Annotated in this window: 15 protein-coding genes; 7 read left to right on the top strand and 8 right to left on the bottom strand. The window is 64.7% G+C overall.

Annotation, left to right across the window (positions count from 1 at the left end):
• The first annotated feature begins 75 nt into the window (after positions 1 to 75).
• Positions 76 to 873: a DeoR/GlpR family DNA-binding transcription regulator gene (locus ACV095_RS03465; RefSeq protein WP_018768967.1), complete on the top strand. Its 798-nt coding sequence runs from the start codon at positions 76 to 78 to the stop codon at positions 871 to 873.
• Here the strand turns inward: ACV095_RS03465 and ACV095_RS03460 are convergent.
• Complete coding sequence (locus ACV095_RS03460) at positions 870 to 1,892, bottom strand: LacI family DNA-binding transcriptional regulator (RefSeq protein WP_018768968.1); 1,023 nt, start codon at positions 1,890 to 1,892, stop codon at positions 870 to 872. The genes ACV095_RS03465 and ACV095_RS03460 overlap by 4 nt on opposite strands.
• Before the next feature lie 10 nt (positions 1,893 to 1,902).
• Positions 1,903 to 3,108, bottom strand: a complete 1,206-nt coding sequence (locus tag ACV095_RS03455) for a Gfo/Idh/MocA family protein (RefSeq protein ID WP_478222912.1) — start codon at positions 3,106 to 3,108, stop codon at positions 1,903 to 1,905.
• A 182-nt stretch (positions 3,109 to 3,290) separates the two neighbouring features.
• Between ACV095_RS03455 and ACV095_RS03450 the strand changes: the two genes are divergently transcribed.
• The 5 genes from ACV095_RS03450 to aroQ all read left to right on the top strand — a co-directional run bounded on the left by ACV095_RS03450 (position 3,291) and on the right by aroQ (position 9,471).
• On the top strand, positions 3,291 to 4,223 hold the full coding sequence (locus ACV095_RS03450) for a carbohydrate ABC transporter permease (protein WP_018768970.1): 933 nt from the start codon (positions 3,291 to 3,293) through the stop codon (positions 4,221 to 4,223).
• 10 nt (positions 4,224 to 4,233) lie between these two features.
• Positions 4,234 to 5,157 carry a carbohydrate ABC transporter permease gene (locus ACV095_RS03445; protein WP_478222911.1) on the top strand — a complete coding sequence of 308 codons (924 nt, stop codon included), beginning with the start codon at positions 4,234 to 4,236 and terminating at the stop codon, positions 5,155 to 5,157.
• A gap of 76 nt (positions 5,158 to 5,233) precedes the next feature.
• Positions 5,234 to 6,580: an ABC transporter substrate-binding protein gene (locus tag ACV095_RS03440; protein ID WP_478222910.1), complete on the top strand. Its 1,347-nt coding sequence runs from the start codon at positions 5,234 to 5,236 to the stop codon at positions 6,578 to 6,580.
• Between the two features lie 152 nt (positions 6,581 to 6,732).
• The gene (locus ACV095_RS03435; protein WP_478222909.1) at positions 6,733 to 8,925 is read left to right on the top strand and encodes an alpha-galactosidase; all 2,193 of its coding nucleotides are present in this window, start codon (positions 6,733 to 6,735) and stop codon (positions 8,923 to 8,925) included.
• An 81-nt stretch (positions 8,926 to 9,006) separates the two neighbouring features.
• Entirely contained in the window at positions 9,007 to 9,471 is a 465-nt protein-coding gene (gene aroQ, locus ACV095_RS03430; RefSeq protein ID WP_478222908.1) for a type II 3-dehydroquinate dehydratase, read from the top strand.
• A 10-nt stretch (positions 9,472 to 9,481) separates the two neighbouring features.
• On the opposite strand, the gene ACV095_RS03425 is transcribed toward aroQ, so the two are convergent.
• A complete protein-coding gene (locus ACV095_RS03425; protein ID WP_134164154.1) occupies positions 9,482 to 10,666 on the bottom strand; it encodes a MarP family serine protease in 1,185 nt (394 codons plus the stop codon).
• A 195-nt stretch (positions 10,667 to 10,861) separates the two neighbouring features.
• On the opposite strand from ACV095_RS03425, the gene ACV095_RS03420 reads away from it, so the two are divergent.
• The gene (locus ACV095_RS03420; RefSeq protein ID WP_011775987.1) at positions 10,862 to 11,539 is read left to right on the top strand and encodes a Crp/Fnr family transcriptional regulator; all 678 of its coding nucleotides are present in this window, start codon (positions 10,862 to 10,864) and stop codon (positions 11,537 to 11,539) included.
• Positions 11,540 to 11,741: 202 nt separating this feature from the next.
• Here ACV095_RS03420 and ACV095_RS03415 read toward each other — a convergent pair whose 3' ends face one another.
• From ACV095_RS03415 to arfA, 5 genes are all read right to left on the bottom strand, one after another.
• Positions 11,742 to 12,596, bottom strand: a complete 855-nt coding sequence (locus tag ACV095_RS03415; RefSeq protein ID WP_056388138.1) for an IS3 family transposase — start codon at positions 12,594 to 12,596, stop codon at positions 11,742 to 11,744.
• Positions 12,593 to 12,919, bottom strand: coding sequence for a helix-turn-helix domain-containing protein (locus ACV095_RS03410; protein ID WP_018772270.1), 327 nt, complete (start codon positions 12,917 to 12,919; stop codon positions 12,593 to 12,595). Before ACV095_RS03410 ends, ACV095_RS03415 begins: the two co-directional genes overlap by 4 nt.
• A 705-nt stretch (positions 12,920 to 13,624) precedes the next feature.
• Complete coding sequence (locus ACV095_RS03405; RefSeq protein WP_263422050.1) at positions 13,625 to 14,425, bottom strand: IS3 family transposase; 801 nt, start codon at positions 14,423 to 14,425, stop codon at positions 13,625 to 13,627.
• Between the two features lie 50 nt (positions 14,426 to 14,475).
• Positions 14,476 to 14,946 (bottom strand): helix-turn-helix domain-containing protein, encoded by a 471-nt coding sequence (locus tag ACV095_RS03400; protein ID WP_478222907.1) that lies wholly within the window; start codon positions 14,944 to 14,946, stop codon positions 14,476 to 14,478.
• Positions 14,947 to 15,085: 139 nt separating this feature from the next.
• Positions 15,086 to 16,624 carry an arabinosylfuranosidase ArfA gene (gene arfA, locus ACV095_RS03395; RefSeq protein ID WP_478222906.1) on the bottom strand — a complete coding sequence of 513 codons (1,539 nt, stop codon included), beginning with the start codon at positions 16,622 to 16,624 and terminating at the stop codon, positions 15,086 to 15,088.
• Between the last annotated feature and the right edge of the window lie 63 nt (positions 16,625 to 16,687).

Genomic DNA, 16,687 nt, shown 5'->3' with positions numbered 1-16,687 from the left:
GCTTCCCCAGCCGGGGAGGCGCCGTCGCCGTATGCTGGGAGCACCCTTGCCACCCGCGTTGAAGGATCCGCCTCCATGCTGCCTGCCGCCCGACACCAAGCAATCCTGGATGCCGTCCAGCGGGAGCGGGTGGTCCGGGTCTCGGACCTCGCCACCCAGCTTGGCGTCTCGTTGATGACGGTGAGGCGGGACATCGAGCTGCTCGAGGAGGGCGGCAAGCTGGAACGAATCCACGGCGGCGCCAAGCTGCCGGGGGATGCAAGCACGCATGAGCCCGGTTTCGAGCTGAAGTCCACGCAGTTGACCGCGGAGAAGCGCGCCATCGCCGTGGAGGCGGCCGCCCTGGTCCACGAGGGCATGGCGGTCGGCCTGGGTGCCGGCACCACCACGTGGGCATTGGCCAAGGAACTGGTTGGAGGGCCGCGGATCACGGTGGTCACCAACTCTGTCAGGATCGCGGACCTCTTCCACCACGCTGCCTCGTCCGGCTCGGCCCGTTACTCCTCCACCGTGATCCTGGTGGGCGGCGAGCGCACGCCCTCAGACGCCCTGGTGGGGCCCATCGCAACGGGCGCCCTCAAGCAACTGCACCTGGACGTGCTGTTCCTGGGCGTCCACGGGATGGATGCCGAGGCGGGCTTCACCACACCCAACCTGCTCGAAGCCGAAACCGACCGGGCCTTCATGGCAGCAGCGCGCAAGACAGTGGTGCTGGCCGACCACACCAAATGGGGAATGCTGGGCATCAGTTCCATCGCCGCCCTGGATGACGTGGATGAGGTCATCAGCGATTCCGGACTTGGCCCGGAGGCCCGGCGGGTCCTGCAGGAGCGGACCAGGCTGCGCCTGCCCGCCATGCAGTCGGCCGGCTAGGGGCAGCCGCAGGATTGGCGTACGTGCAGTTTGGTGGGAAAGATCCGGTGCCGCGGGTCCTCCCCCCGGCTGGCTCCAACGAGTGCCGCCACGGCAGCCTCCGCCATGGCCGCCACCGGCTGCTCAACGGTGGTCAGCGGCGGCCAGGAGTATTCAGAGTCGGCCGAGCCGTCAAAAGACGCCACGGCAATGTCGCCCGGAACAGACAGTCCCGCTTCATGGATGGCCCGCAGCAGTCCAATCCCCTGCATATCGGACGTGGCGAAGACGGCCGTTGGCCGGTTCACTGACGCCAGGAGGCGTTGCCCGGCCACGTACCCTCCGGGCCGGGTGAAGGCACTGTAGGCAATGGGCCCCTCGGGCAGACCAGCTTCCTGGAGCGCTTGCCGCCAACCTACTTCACGGCCGTCGGTCTCCCCGGAGACGTTGGTTCCCATGGCCAGGCCGATGTTGGTGTGGCCATGGCTGATCAGGTGTTCCACCGCGATCCTGGCTCCGGCCGCCAGGTCCACACCGATGCTGTTGAAGCCCGGGGCGTCACGTTCCTGGTTGAGCAGCACGGACGGGATGTCCGCCGTTTCCAGCGCCTCGAGATCGGGTTCGAAAAGGACGCTGGCCAGCAGGACGCCGTCCACCTGCCGGGCGGCGAGGTTCCGGATGTTGCGGCGTTCCTTGGCCAGGTTTCCGTCCGAGTTGCTCAGCACCAGCGCGTACCCCAGGTCTGCGGCGGCATCCTCCACGGCGTGCGAAAACAGTGAGAAGAACGGGTTCGAGATGTCCGGGACGATAAGCCCCAGGGTCTCGCTTGAGCCGAGCTTCAGCGCCCGCGCGGCGGCGTTGGGCCGGTAGCCCAGGACGCGGATGGCGTCCTGGACCTTGGCTTCGGTGGCCGGCGCCACTTTCTTGGGTCCGCCATTGACCACGTAACTGACGACGGCGGTGCTGACGCCGGCATAGCGCGCCACATCCTTGCGGGTCACCGGGCCGCCGCGGGAGGCCTGCGCGGCCGGGGAAGTCATGCTGTCCATGCTAACCACTCATACCCGGCGCATCCCCAAAGTCACGGATGGGAAGCCGTACGCCGTTTTGCAGGGCGGACTGGTGGGCCACGATGCCCGGGAGGGTGAAGCGGGCGGCCACCCACGCATTCACGGGCGGCAGTGTGCCGTCATTGACCGCCGTGACGAAGTCGTCCACCAGGAAATGGTGGCTTCCCTCGTGCCCGTTCGGTGCGCCGCGGAACTCCTCAGGCAACCGTCCGGCGTCGTGGACGGGAGCGAGTCCCGACACGAATGCGTCCCGGAGTTCCGGGGCCACGTTGGCCAGTGAGGGATCGTCCAGGGACATGCTGGGCCGGGTTTCCATCTGCTCGGAGATGTCGTGGACATTCTGTTTGTCCTGCCAGACGGTGACCCTGGCGAGCTGTTCAAAGCTTGCCTCCGTGCCAAAAAACCGGAAGCGCGATTCGCGGATGTGGGACGGATAGCCCACGCGGCGCATCTCGTTGGTGCGCATCACGCCGCCGTCGTTCAGTTCAAAGAGCGCCGTGGCGTTGGAGAAGTCATTGCCGAACATGCTGACGTCCTTGTCGAATACCCCGTCATCCCGCTGGTCCTTGACGCCCACGCAGCTGACGCTGACGGCGTGCGTCGGGATGGCCCCCAGCACCCCGCCGATCGCATGGGTGGGGTAGAGCATTGGCGGGTAGCTTGCCGTCTCCTTCCACCGCTCGCCCCCGCTGTACTGGTAGGCGTCATAAAAGCCGAGGTCCATGTCGTGGACGTAGTCGCCTTCGGAGTAGAAGACCCGGCCAAACCTGCCGGCCGCCTGCTGTTCGCGGGCATACACGGTGGCGGGGTTGTAGTAGCTGGTCTCACCCATCATGTACACCTTGCCGGTGTCCCGGACGGCCTGGATGATGCGGGCGATCTCCTCTTCGGCAACCGCCATGGGCACGGCTGAGTAGACGTGCTTGCCGGCGCGGAGAGCACGCTCCACCAGGGGTCCGTGCGTCCAGCGCTGGGTGAAGACCGCCACGGCGTCGACGTCGGAGGCCAGAAGGGCGTCAAAGTCGGGCACGACGCCGGCAAGATCCAGCCTTCGGACCACGGATTCAGCCCGCTCCGGCAGCTCGTCCACAACATAGACCGCACTGACGCCGGGATGCAGGTTGAACAGGTGTGCGAACTGGCTGCCGAACTGGCCCGCGCCCACGATGCCGATGGAGAACGTCATTGTCTGCCTTCCGATTGAAGTTTCTCCGAGTGTTTCACCCGCATCTACTCGAGTCAATATCCAGTCACTGGCGTAATTGCCCTGGTTTTGAAACATTGAAATAAGCCCTTGCCGTCCAATATCTACTCGTGTAGATTTCTTTCCAGCCTGTTACTTCCATCACACTCAGGAAAGGGTCGACGATGACCACCCTTACCAGGAACGCCAGCCCGGCAGTGCACGCAGCGCACCGGCCGCTGAAGCGCCGGGGACAGAGCGACCTGAAGATCGCATTGTTCTTCATAGCCCCGGCGATGATCGGATTTATCGTTTTCTACCTGGTGCCCACCCTGCGGGGCATCTACCTCAGCTTCACCGAATACAGCATCCTCGGCGACCCGACGTGGATCGGTGCCGCCAACTACGAGGCCATCGCCAAGGACCCCCTGTTCTGGAATGCGCTGGCTGTCACCGGGCAGTACGTCCTGATCAACATCCTCCTCCAGACCACGCTCGCGCTGGGGCTTGCCCTGCTGATGCACCGGGTAGCCAAATCAACCGTGATCCGCGGCGCGCTCCTGCTGCCGTACCTGATGGCGAACGTGATCGCCGCCCTCCTCTGGTTCTGGCTTCTGGACTACCAGATCGGCATCGTCAACTACTTCATCGACGCCATCGGCCTGCCCAAGGTGGCATTCTTCGGCAGCGAGGAATGGGCCATCCCCACCCAGGCCCTCATCAACACCTGGCGGCACATGGGCTACACCGCCCTGCTGCTGTTCGCCGGCCTGCAGGCCATTCCCAGCCACGTCTACGAAGTGGCCAACCTGGACGGCGCCTCACCCTGGCAAACATTCCGCAAGATCACCATGCCGCTGCTGCGCCCGGTGCTCGCGCTGGTCCTGATCGTCACCGTCATCGGTTCCTTCCAGGTGTTCGACACCGTTGCCGTCACCACCCTGGGCGGACCCGTCAATGCCAGCCGGGTGCTGCAGTTCTACATCTACCAAAAGGCCTTCACGGAATCGGACTTCGGCTACGGCTCCGCCCTGGCGGTCATCCTCTTCGTCATCCTCGCCCTGGTGGCCTTCATCCAGATGAAGTTCCTCAAGGGCAACGAATCAGACCTGGATTAAGGACACTTCCATGACCACCGCAAAAGTCTCCGCACCCGCCCGGCCCGCCACCCGCCGTCGTCCGTTCAACTGGCGCCGCACCGCCGCCTGGTTCCTTGTGGCCATCGCCGTGGCCGTCTCGGTCCTCCCCTTCTACTGGATCCTCCGGACGGCACTGTCCACCAACGGGGCCCTGGCCGGCAACGCCACCAACCTGCTGCCCGCAGAATTCAGCCTGGGCGCATTCCAGCGCGTCTTCGGCCTGCAGTCCCCCGAAGAGGCAGTGTCCCAGGGCGGATCCGGCGCGCAAATCGACTTCTGGATCTACCTGCGCAACTCCGTGCTCTTTGCCTCCATCACCACCACCGGCGCAGTGTTCTTCAGCGCCATGGCCGCCTACGCCTTCGCCCGGCTGCGGTGGCGGGGACGGAACCTGGTCTTCAGCCTGTTCCTGGCCACCATGATGGTGCCGCCGATCTTCACCGCGCTGCCCAACTTCCTCCTGATCAAGAACCTGGGCCTGCTCAACACCATGGCGGGGCTGGTACTCCCCTACATCTTCATGACCCCGTTCGCCATTTTCTTCCTCCGGCAGTTCTTCCTGAACATGTCCCGCGAGGTGGAGGAAGCGGCAATGCTCGACGGCGCCAAGCACCTTCGGATCTTCTTCCAGATCATCCTGCCAAACGCCGCAGCCCCCATCGCCACCCTGGCCCTGCTCACCTTCATCGGCCAGTGGAACGAGTACTTCTGGCCGCTGCTGGTGGGCCAGGAGGAGTCCGTCCGCGTCCTCACGGTGGGCCTGGGCGTGTTCAAGTCCCAATCGCCGCAGGGAGCGCCGGACTGGTCCGGCCTCATGGCGGCCACGCTGGTCTCCGCCCTTCCCGTCCTGATCCTGTTCGCCATCTTCGGCAAGAAAATCGTCAACTCCATCGGCTTCTCCGGCATCAAGTAATCACCCCTTCCCTCGAAATTCCCCCTCCCGGCGCGCGCCACGGCGGCCTGCCCGGAAGCACCCTGAAAGGACCCCCATGAACCTGAACAAGAAAGCACTCGGCTCCCTCGCAGCAGCCGCGGCAGCAGTCCTGGCCCTCTCCGCCTGCGGAGGCGGCGGCTCCGCGGAAGCCGGCAAGGGCGAGATCAACTACTGGCTCTGGGACGCCAACCAGCTCCCCGCCTACAAGCAGTGCGCCGACGACTTCCACAAGGCCAACCCGGACATCACCGTCAAGGTCACCCAGCGCGGCTGGGACGATTACTGGGGCACCCTGACCAACGGATTCGTGGCAGGCACCGCCCCGGACGTCTTCACCGACCACCTGGGCAAGTACCCCGAATTCATCAAGAACAAGCAGCTGCTCGCCCTGGACGACGCCGTCAAGAAGGACAACATCGACACCGGCATCTACAACTCCGGCCTGGCGGACCTCTGGGTGGGCCAGGACGGCAAGCGCTACGGACTTCCCAAGGACTGGGACACCATCGCGCTGTTCTACAACACCAAACTTGCCGCGGACGCCGGCGTCACCCCGGAGCAGATGGCCAACCTGACGTGGAATCCGAAGGACGGCGGTTCGTACGAAAAGACCATCGCCCACCTGACCGTGGACAAGAACGGCAAGCGCGGCGACGAGCCCGGCTTCGACAAGAACAACGTTGCCGTCTACGGGCTCGGCCTCAACGGCTCCGGTTCCGGCCAGGGCCAGACCGAATGGAGCTACCTGACCGGCACCACCGGCTGGACGCACACGGACAAGAACCCGTGGGGCAAGCACTTCAACTACGACGACCCCAAGTTCCAGGAAAGCATCGACTGGTTCGCCGGGCTGGTGGAGAAGGGCTACATGCCCAAGCTCGAAACCACGGTGGGCGCCAGCATGGCCGATACCTTCGCCGCCGGCAAGTCCGTCATCAACGCCAACGGCTCCTGGATGATCGGCCAGTACACCGGCTACAAGGACGTCAAGGTGGGCATCGCCCCCACCCCGGTGGGTGTCAACGGCAAGCGCGCCAGCATGTACAACGGCCTGGCGGACTCCATCTACGCCGGCACCAAGAAGCCCGAAGCCGCCATCAAGTGGGTCGAATACCTCGGCTCCGCCGCCTGCCAGGACGTGGTGGCTTCCAAGGCCGTCGTCTTCCCCGCCATCAAGACCTCCGCAGACAAGGCCGTGGAAGCCTTCAAGGCCAGGGGCGTGGACGTCACCCCCTTCAGCCAGCAGGTCAAGGACGGCACCACGTTCCTCTACCCGATCGCTGACAACGCCGCGAAGGTTGACGGCATCATGAAGCCGGCCATGGACTCCGTGGTCTCCGGCAAATCCAAGGCCAGCTCCCTGACGGCCGCCAACGACCAGGTCAACGCCCTCTTCAAGTAACCCCCGCACGTGGCTGCGTATGTGGTCGCAGCCACCCGGCCGGGTGCCGCCGTCCCCTCCTCGCGGCGGCGGCACCCGGCCTCCCCTTCCCGTGATTTTCCTTTTGCGCGTTCGTGACGACGCAATCCCTGAACACTGAAAGAGACTTCCCTATGGATCCCTTGCACCTCCGTTCCGCCGGCACCAGCCTGGTGATCAGCTTCGACAGCGGAGAGGCCGAAGTCATCCACTGGGGCGCCGAGCTGGGCGCAGACCTGCCGGACCTGGCCATCCTCACGGCTGCGGTGCCGCCCTCGTCGATCGACGTCCGCGTTCCCGCGGGCCTCCTCCCCCAGGCTTCCTCGGCCTGGCGCGGGCGCCCGGCCCTGCGTGGCCACAGGATCACGGACAGCGGCGCCGGCCTGGACTTCTCCTCCCGCCTCCGCGTCACCTCCGTCAGCACCGAAGGATCCTGCGCCACCATCGTGCAGGCCGACGGCGACACGGGCCTGAGCGTCGCCACGTCCCTTGCGCTTCATGCGGGCGGCCTGCTGGAACTGCGCCACACCATCACCAATGAGGGAACCACGCCTTTCCAGGTGGACGAGCTGGCGACCGTCCTGCCCGTGGCACCGGACGCCGTCGAACTCCTTGACCTGACCGGGCGCTGGTGCCGCGAGCGGCATCCCCAGCGCCGCCCCATCCAGCAGGGCACCTGGGTTCGCACCGGCCGGCACGGCCGCACCGGCCACGATTCCTCCCTGCTGTTCGCCGCCGGCACCAAGGGCTTCGGCAACCGGCACGGCAGGGTGTGGGCCACCCACCTGGCCTGGAGCGGCAACCATGAACAGTTCGCCGACACCATCGGCGACGGCCGGACCATGATCGGCGGTTCCGAGCTGCTGGGTCCCGCCGAAGTCATCCTTGAACCAGGTGCCCGCTACACCACCCCCGCTTTGTTCGCCGCCTACTCCGACCACGGCCTGGACGGCATTACCGAGGCGTTCTACAGCTGGTTCCGCTCCCGTCCCCACCATGTCCTGCCCGCCGCGTCCACCGGCCTGCCCGCCGGCAAGCCGCGGCCCGTCGTCCTCAACGTCTGGGAGGCCGTCTACTTCAACCACAACCTGGACATCCTGACCGAACTGGCGGAATCGGCCGCCGACCTCGGCGTGGAGCGCTTCGTGCTCGACGACGGCTGGTTCCGCGGCCGCCGGGACGACCATGCAGGCCTGGGCGACTGGTACGTGGACGAAACCCTGTGGCCCAACGGCCTGGCCCCCCTCATCGACGCCGTCACCTCCCGCGGCATGGAGTTTGGGCTGTGGGTTGAACCGGAGATGGTCAACCTTGACTCGGACATCGCGCGCGCCCACCCTGACTGGATCGTGGGCCCGTCGGCGAAGGCACACAAGGACGGCGGCCGGCTGCCCCTGGAGTGGCGCAACCAGCACGTCATCGACCTGGTGAACCCGGACGCGTGGCAGTACATCTACGACCGGATCGACGGGCTCCTGTCCGGCAACAACATCAGCTACCTGAAGTGGGACCAGAACCGCGACCTCGTGGAACACGGCCACGCCGGCGCCCCTTCCGTCCACGCGCAGACCCTCGCCGCGTACCGGTTGTTCGACGAGCTCCGCAAGGCACACCCCGGCGTGGAGATTGAAAGCTGCTCCTCCGGCGGCGCGCGCGTGGACCTGGGCATCCTGGAGCGGACCGACCGGATCTGGGCCTCGGACTGCAACGATGCGCTGGAACGGCAGACCATCCAACGCTGGACCGGCGCGGTGGTCCCGCCCGAGCTGGTGGGCAGCCACATCGGCCCCACCACGTCGCACACCACCGCCCGCACGCACGACCTGTCCTTCCGGGCCATCACCGCCCTGTTCGGCCACTTTGGCATGGAATGGGACGTCCGGAGCGTCCAGGGCAAGGAGCGCGACGAACTTCGGCGCATCGTGGGCCTGTACAAGGAACACCGGGACCTGATCCACAGCGGCCGCCGTGTCCACGCGGACGTCGCCGATGATGCCTTCCTGCTGCACGGCGTGGTGGCGGACGGGTCCATCGCGGACAGCACGACGGCGGCCCTGTTCGCCGTCGTGGGCACGCGCACCTCTGCCGCGGAGCAGCCCGGACGCATGGGCCTCCCCGGCCTGGAGCCGGAGCGGAATTACCGGGTTGAGGTCCTCGCCCCCGTCCAGGAGGACGCCGACTACGCGCACACCTTCACCCAGGCGCAACCGCCGGTGTGGCTTGCCGGTGGAGCCGTTGCCAACGGCCGTTTCCTGGCGGAGGTAGGGCTGCCGATGCCGGTGCTGAACCCCGAGCATGCCCTGCTGCTGAAGGCGACGGCCCTCTAAACCGCCATTGGACCCCCTGCCCGCCGCGCATCCGGACGTAAGAATGCGCGGCGGGCAGGGCCAACCGATAGATTTGCAGGCATGACTGAAGCCTCCTCCACCGTCGAAGCCGGCCGCGGCACCATCCTGGTCATCAATGGCCCCAACCTGAACCTGCTGGGTACGCGGGAGCCGGAGAAGTACGGCACCTCCACCCTTGCCGATGTGGAGCGGCTGGCCGCTTCCGCCGGAGAGCGGCACGGTTTCGCAGTGGAGTGCGTCCAGTCCAACCACGAAGGCGTCCTGCTGGACACCATCCACGCCGCCCGGGCCACCGCGGTGGGCATTGTCCTGAACGCCGGCGCCTTCACGCACACGTCCGTTGCTCTTCGTGACGCCCTGGCCGCGGTGCAGGTGCCCGCCGTCGAGGTGCACATCACCAACGTGCACCAGCGCGAGGAATTCCGGCACCACTCCTACCTGTCGCCGGTCTGCGCGGCGGTGATCGTTGGTGCCGGGGTGTTCGGCTACAAACTTGCCATCGACTACCTGGCCGAGGTCCTGTAGCCGGGAGCCGCTACTTCTGGATGCACTGCCCGGAGGAGACGGGTGTGGACAATGCGGGTGCCTGCTCCGCGACCGGGTCAAGATCGTTCATGGTGATGGCGAACCCCACCTCGGCGTCAGAGGTTGCCTTGGCAAAGACCACCCCGGCCACCTGGCCGTCAGTGGTCAGCAGCGGGCCGCCCGAGTTTCCCGGCTGCACGTCCCCGGCAAGGCGGTAGATGTCCTCCGGGGACGGGTTGTTCCCGTAGATGTCCGGGACCAGGACCGTGGCAATGTCCTGCACGGTGGCGGGCTTGGACTGGAAAGGCCCGCCGTGCGGGTACCCGGCGAACGCGGCCTGGCTGCCGCCGGGCAGGTCGCGGCTCAGCGGCAGCGGCCGGGACGGCAGGTTGTCCACCGCCAGGACCGCCAGATCCCGCTTGGTGTCGAAGTAGACCACGCGGCCGGGCATCGCACCGCCGTCGGGCATCTCCACTACCGGCTGCGACACGCCCGCAACGACATGGGCGTTGGTCACCACGCGGTCCGGGGAAACCACGAAGCCGCTGCCGGTCTGGTTCTGGCCGCATTCGTAGGCAGTGCCGGCGATCCTCAGGACGGACTGCGCCGCTTTGTTCAGCGCCGGAGTGTTGGTGCTGGTGTTGGGCACCTGGACCGCCTGGCCCTGGTCCAGCCCTTCGATCAACGTGGGAATGCCGTTGCCGATCACGGTGGACCGCAGCTGCGCCATGGTGGCCTTGACGGGGGTGGGGGTGAGCCCGTCGATGAAGCGGATCACCTTGGACTCGGCCAGCTGCTGGGACACGAAAGGCACGCCCAGGGAGCTGACGCTGAACGCCAGCATGGACATGACCAGCGCGGAGACCACCAGGTTCAGCGCCCCGCCCACCAGCCGGTCCACCGCCCGCAAGGGACGGATCCGCACCACGCCGCGCAGTTGCCGCCCGGCCATGGTGCCCAGGCCATGTCCCACGGCCATCAGCACGACGGCGGCAGCGATGATGGCGGTAAGCCTCCACCCGGAGTCCTCGACAAAGGTGCTGACGAGGGGGACGGCAAAGAATGCGGCGATGGCACCGGCAGCAAACCCGGCGAGGCCGCCGACAGTGACCAGGAACCCGTTGCGGAGGCCATAGATCAGGTATGACAGCAGCGCCAGGATCAGGACGATGTCCAGGACAGTCAGGCCGACCACAAAGGCTCCTTATTTACAGTTGAACCCCCATTCTAGTGGCGGACGCTGACAATCTTCTGTGGCGTGCACCGCCCTCCGGCAGACCTGCATTCGGTTGCCCGCAGGCGTTTCGGCTGCCAAGTTCGTCACAGAACGTTGAAAATTCTGAAACAATGGCACAAGCGCCACAGCCGATACTTTTACTCAGGAGATTTCATGGACATCGAGGTACTGCGCCGAGCACCCCTTTTCGCCACGCTCGACGACGACGCATTCCGGCTGCTGACGGACGAGCTCACCGAGGTGGACCTGTCCCGCGGCGCTTCGGTGTTCCGCGAAGGTGACCAGGGTGACCAGCTGTACTTCATCGTCTCCGGCAAGGTAAAGCTTGGCCGCACCTCGCCCGACGGCCGTGAATCGCTCCTGGCCATCCTCGGCCCGGGCGAGCTCTTTGGTGAGATGGCGCTGTTCGACCCCAGCCCCCGCACCGCCACCGCCACCGCGGTCTCCGAAACCCGGCTGGCCGGGCTGAAGAACGAGAGCCTGAACGCCCTGCTGCGCACCCGCCCGGAGGTTTCGGCCCAGCTGCTGCAGGCCCTGGCCCGCCGCCTGCGCCGCACCAACGACTCCCTCTCGGACCTTGTGTTCTCCGACGTCCCCGGCCGCGTGGCAAAGGCGCTGCTGGACCTGGCGGACCGCTTCGGCCGGCCGGCTACCGACGGCGTCCTGGTGGCCCACGAGCTCACGCAGGAAGAACTGGCGCAGCTGGTGGGCGCCTCCCGCGAAACGGTCAACAAGGCCCTGGCCGAGTTCGTCCAGCGCGGCTGGCTGCGCCTCGAAGCCCGCGCGGTGGTCATCCTGGACATGCAGCGCCTCCGCCAGCGCTCCCGCTAGGACAAACAAAAACCAGAACCAAGAAATACCAGGCCCAACAAAAACCAGGCCCAACAGGAAAGGCCGCCCCTCTGAACTGGTCCCCGAAAGTTGGACTCGCAAATGCGATGTATCCACCTTAGCGGCCAGCGATCGGCTCTTCGCAGAAGTCCCCGTCCCATTTTGAACTGCTCCCCGGAAGTTGGACTGACTAAATAAGAGCCTAAGCCGCGAGGGTCTGGGTCCGGTATTGCACCGGGCTCAGGCCCTTGAGCTTTGTCGAGATTCTTTCGGTGTTGTACCAGCGGATGTATTCGTGCAGTGCCCCTGCCAAGGCGTCGGTGCTGAGGTATCGCACGTGGTGAAAGAGCTCTTCCTTAAGGTGGCCGAAGAAGTTTTCCATCACGGCGTTGTCGTAGCAGTTGCCCTTGCGTGACATCGACTGGCTCGCGCCGGCTTCCTGTAAGAGTTTTCGCCACGAGACGTGCTGGTACTGGAAGCCCTGGTCCGAATGCACGAGTGGCTGCTGGTTATCCTCAAGGCAGGCAAGGGCCTGGCGCAGCGAATTATTGGTGAGCTCCAGATTCGGAGACGGGCTGATCGAGTAGGAGATGATCTGCCGGTCGAAAAGATCCATAACCGGCGAAAGGTAGAGCTTACGGTCGCCGACGCTGAACTCCGTCACATCCGTTACCCACTTCCGGTTCGGGGCATCAGCCTCGAACTCCCGGTTCAACACGTTCGGAGCAACCCGGCCCTGCCCGCCCTGGTAGGAGTTATAACGCTTCTTCCGCCGGACCTTGCACACCAGATTCAGGGACCGCATGAGCTTCAGAACGGTCTTTTTCGCGACCGTCCACCCTTGCTTGACCATCTCGGTGTGGACCCGCCGGTGCCCGTACCGGCCATGGTTCTTCTCGAAAATTTCCCTGACAGCGGCCTTGATGGACTCCTGCGGATCAGGGCCTTGGATGCGTGCCTGATGATAGAAGAACGTCGATCTGGCAAGAGATGCTGCCTGCAGCAGGACCGGAAGCGGGAAGTCAGCCTTGAGAGCGATGAGGGCTTGGACCTTCACCGTCGTTCCTGCGCCCTCAAGGCCCGCAATTTTCCCAGGTAAGCCACTTCCGCCCGCAACCGTTCGTTCTCCCGCCGTAACCGCTCCAGTTCCGATACCTCGGCCGGCTGCGGGGCATCAGGTGCCTTAGGCCTGCCCTTGGACTTGGGACGTAATGCGTCCGGGCCCTCGCGGCGATACGCCCGGGCCCACGTCTTCAGTAGCGTGGGCGAGGACAAACCCACCTCCGCCGCGAGATCCGGGGCAGTCTCACCGGCGATAAACCGTTCAACCAGCGCGAGCTTGAATTCGAACGAGTACACCTGTTTCGTCGGCTTGGCCACCAGCGCTCCTCGACCATGGATCTTCCACCGCCGATAGAGAACCCTTATCGGCGGGCGGGACACCCCTAGCAACGTCGCCGCCGCACTATCCGCGATGCCCTTCTCAAACCACGCTACAGCGGCCTCACGCTGAACCTCAGACAACGAACTACGTGCATGCATAAAACTGCTCCCCGGAAGTCGGAACTGAATTTCTCAGTCCAACTTCCGGGGAGCAGTTCATTTGGGGCGGGGACTTCTGCGTGTTTGTACTACCTGCCAAGCGAAGGGGTACGAGAGCTGCACCTGGGTTTAGCCCGTTCATTGACCTTCATGCCGTATTCGTGGATCGTTTGGTCCATGAGCCGGGGGACGCGAATCGCTTTGTCTTTGATGGTTTCCGTGTTGGTGCTGGCGGGCATTTTTGCCGGCGTCCGGCTATGGAACGTCCATCAACAGACATCGGACTGGGTCCTGTCGCCCAAGGAAGTTCCGTCCAAAGTGCACTTTGCCGACCGCGAATATAACTGTGGTCCCAACCCACAGCCCGCCGAACACGATGTATCCGCCCTAACCTCTCAAGGCAGGACAGCCGGAGGGGGCGAGATATTTGCTCAGGAGCCTTCTGCCGAAGCCAGAGTGTTTATCGTCGTGCAGACAGGCAAGGGCGCGTTCGGCTGCGGTCTAATGGGGGGACCCTAGTCCAGCTGTGCTTCTAATTGGGACCTAAGCCGCAAGCATCTGAGCACGGTACTGTGCCGGGCTCAAGCCCTTGAGCTTGGTGGAAATTCTTTCGGTGTTGTACCAGCTGATGTATGCGTGCAGCGCTGATGCGAGTGCGTCGGTGTTGAGGAACCGGACGCGGTGGAAGAGCTCTTCCTTCAGGTGTCCGAAGAAGTTCTCCATGACGGCGTTGTCGTAGCAGTTGGCTTTGCGTGACATTGATTGGACGGCGCCGGCGTTCTCCAGGAGTGTGCGCCAGGAGTTGTGCTGATACTGGAACCCTTGGTCTGAGTGGACGAAGGGTTTCTCCCCGTTCTCCAGCGTGGCCAAGGCGCCGCGCAATGAGGAGTTGGTCAGTTCCAGGTTGGGCGAGGTCCCAATGGCGTAGGAGATGATCTGCCGGTCGAACAGGTCCATGATCGGTGAGAGGTAGAGTTTCCTGTCGCCGACGCTGAACTCGGTCACATCGGTAACCCACTTCTGGTCTGGGGCGTCCGCGTCGAACTGGCGTTTCAGCAGGTTCGGGGCCACGATGCCATGCTCGCCCTGGTAGGAGTTGTACCGCTTCCTGCTTCGGACCTTGCAGACCAGCCGGAGGGAACGCATCAGCTTCAGAACCGTCTTCTTGGCGACCGTCCATCCTTGCTTCAACAGTTCAATATGGATCCGGCGATGCCCGTACCGGCCGTGGTTCTTCGTAAAAATGTCAGTGACAGCGGCCTTCAGGGACGCCCGTGGATCGGGGCCATTGAGTTTGGCTTGGTGGTAGAAGAACGTGGACCGGGCTAACCCGGCCACGTCCAGCAGAACCTCTAATCGGTGCTCAGCCTTGAGAGCGATGACAGCGCGAACCTTTAGCGCTGTTCCCTGTCCCTCAAGGCGTTTACTTTTCCCAGGAAAGCAACCTCTGCACGAAGGCGTTCGTTCTCACGTCGCAGCCGCTGCAGCTCCGGTTCCTGCTGCGGCGGGGTATCTGGGTTCTTCCTTGGGCGGCCTTTAGGTTTCGGACGGAGGCCTTCCTCGCCCTGAGCCCGGTACCGCATCGCCCACACGGCTATCAGGTGTGGCGAGGATAGTTCGAGCTCTTTGGCCAGTGCGACCCTGGTCTCGCCGGAGATATATCGCTGCACGGCGTTGAGCTTGAGCTCGAATGAATACACGCGGTTGCCTGGTTTGGTCACAAGAGCAGTATCTCCACGAACGCGCCATCTGTCGTGCAACCGGAGGATCGGCTTCCGACCCACCCCGAGCCTGGTTGCTACAGCTCTGGAGCCCCACCCGATCTCAAACAGCGCCACCGCGGCCTCGCGCTGTTCCTCGGACAACGAACTTCTTCCATGCATAAAACTGCTCCCCGAAAGTCAGAACTGATTTCTCAGTCCAACTTTCGGGGAGCAGTTCACTCGGGGCGGCCTTTCCTGTGCCTGACCTTTTGTGCCTGACCTTTTGTGCCTGGAACGTGGGTCAGTTCTTCGCCACGTCCAGTTCCACCACAGCCCACGACAGGGCGGGAAGTCCCAGCCGGAGCTCAGATCCGGTTGCCTTGGCTCCCTCAAGCGGCTTCAGGCCCACCCGGTCGGGTTTTTCCTGGTTGTTGATGGTGAAGCGGTCGCCGCCTTCCGGGATCTCGAGCACCTCGGCCCTGACCACCCGCCGTGCGTCGAAGCCCCGCAGGCTGACCTCCACGTCCGCGGCCTCTTCCAGGCCGCGGTTGGCCAGGAACAGGGCCACGCGGCCGGTTTCCTCGTTCCAGGTGGCGCTGACATCCACCAGGTCCGTGTCACCAAACCGGCTGTTGGCGTACTGGTCCGAGTCCACGGACAACCGCAGGATCTGGCCCTTGGCCAGCTCTGCCATCCGGGCGAACGGGTGGAAGATGGTCTGGCGCCAGGCCGGGCCGTTCTCCTCGCTGAAGATCGGGGCGATGACGTTGACCAGCTGCGCCTGGTTGGCGATTTTGACGCGGTCGCCGTGGCGGAGCAGCGAGTTCAGCAGGGTTCCCACCACCACGGCATCCGTCACGTTGTACTTGTCCTCGATGAGCCGGGGGTGCTCGCGCCAGCCGGCCTTGGCGACGTTGCGCAGCTGGTCCTCGGTGTCCCGGCCGCGCTGGTACCAGACATTCCATTCGTCGAAGGAAAGGTTGATGTGTTTCTTGTGCTTTCCCTTCGCCCGGACGGCGTCGGCGGTTGCGATGACTGACTCGATGAAATAGTCGGTGTCGACTGCGCTGGCGAGGAAGCTGCCCACGTCGCCGTCGTGCTCCTGGTAGTAGGCGTGGAGGGAGACGTAGTCCACCTCGTCGTAGGCATGGGTCAGGACAGTCTGCTCCCAGGCGCCGAAGGTGGGCATGCCGGAGTTGGAACTTCCGCAGGCCACCAGTTCAATGTCCGGGTCCACGAAACGCATGGCCTTGGCGGCTTCCTGGGCCAGACGGCCGTATTCCTCTGCGGTCTTGTGGCCGATCTGCCACGGCCCGTCCATCTCGTTGCCCAGGCACCAGAGCTTGATGTTGAACGGATCCTTGTGGCCGTTCTTCGCGCGGAGGTCGGACCAGTAGCTGCCGCCGGGGTGGTTGGCGTACTCGACGATCTCGCGGGCCGCGTCCACTCCCCCGGTGCCCAGGTTGATGGCTTCCATGATTTCCGTGCCGGCCTGGCGGGACCAGTCCACGAATTCGTGGAGGCCGAACGCATTGGTCTCCACGGTGTGCCAGGCGCCGTCCAGCCGGCGGGGCCGGTTTTCGCGGGGGCCGATGCCGTCTTCCCAGTTGTAGCCGGAGACGAAGTTGCCGCCCGGGTAGCGGATGACGGTGGCGCCGAGTTCCTTGACGAGTTTGAGGACGTCCTGCCGGAAGCCGTGCTCATCTGCTTCAGGGTGGCCCGGTTCGTAGACGCCGGTGTAGACGCAGCGGCCCATGTGCTCCACGAAGGAGCCAAAGAGGCGTCGGGGGACTTCGCCGATGGTGAAGTCGCGGTCGAGGGTGATCCGTGCGCGGGACATGTGGGACATCTCCTTGGTTGTGGTTGGTTCGCAGGTGTGGGTCTGGATGGGCGGAAGGTGCCG

It is taken from the genome of Arthrobacter sp. JDC6, assembly GCF_056484025.1.
Note: the sequence above shows the minus strand (reverse complement) of the source record. Positions and strands in the feature narration are given on the sequence as shown.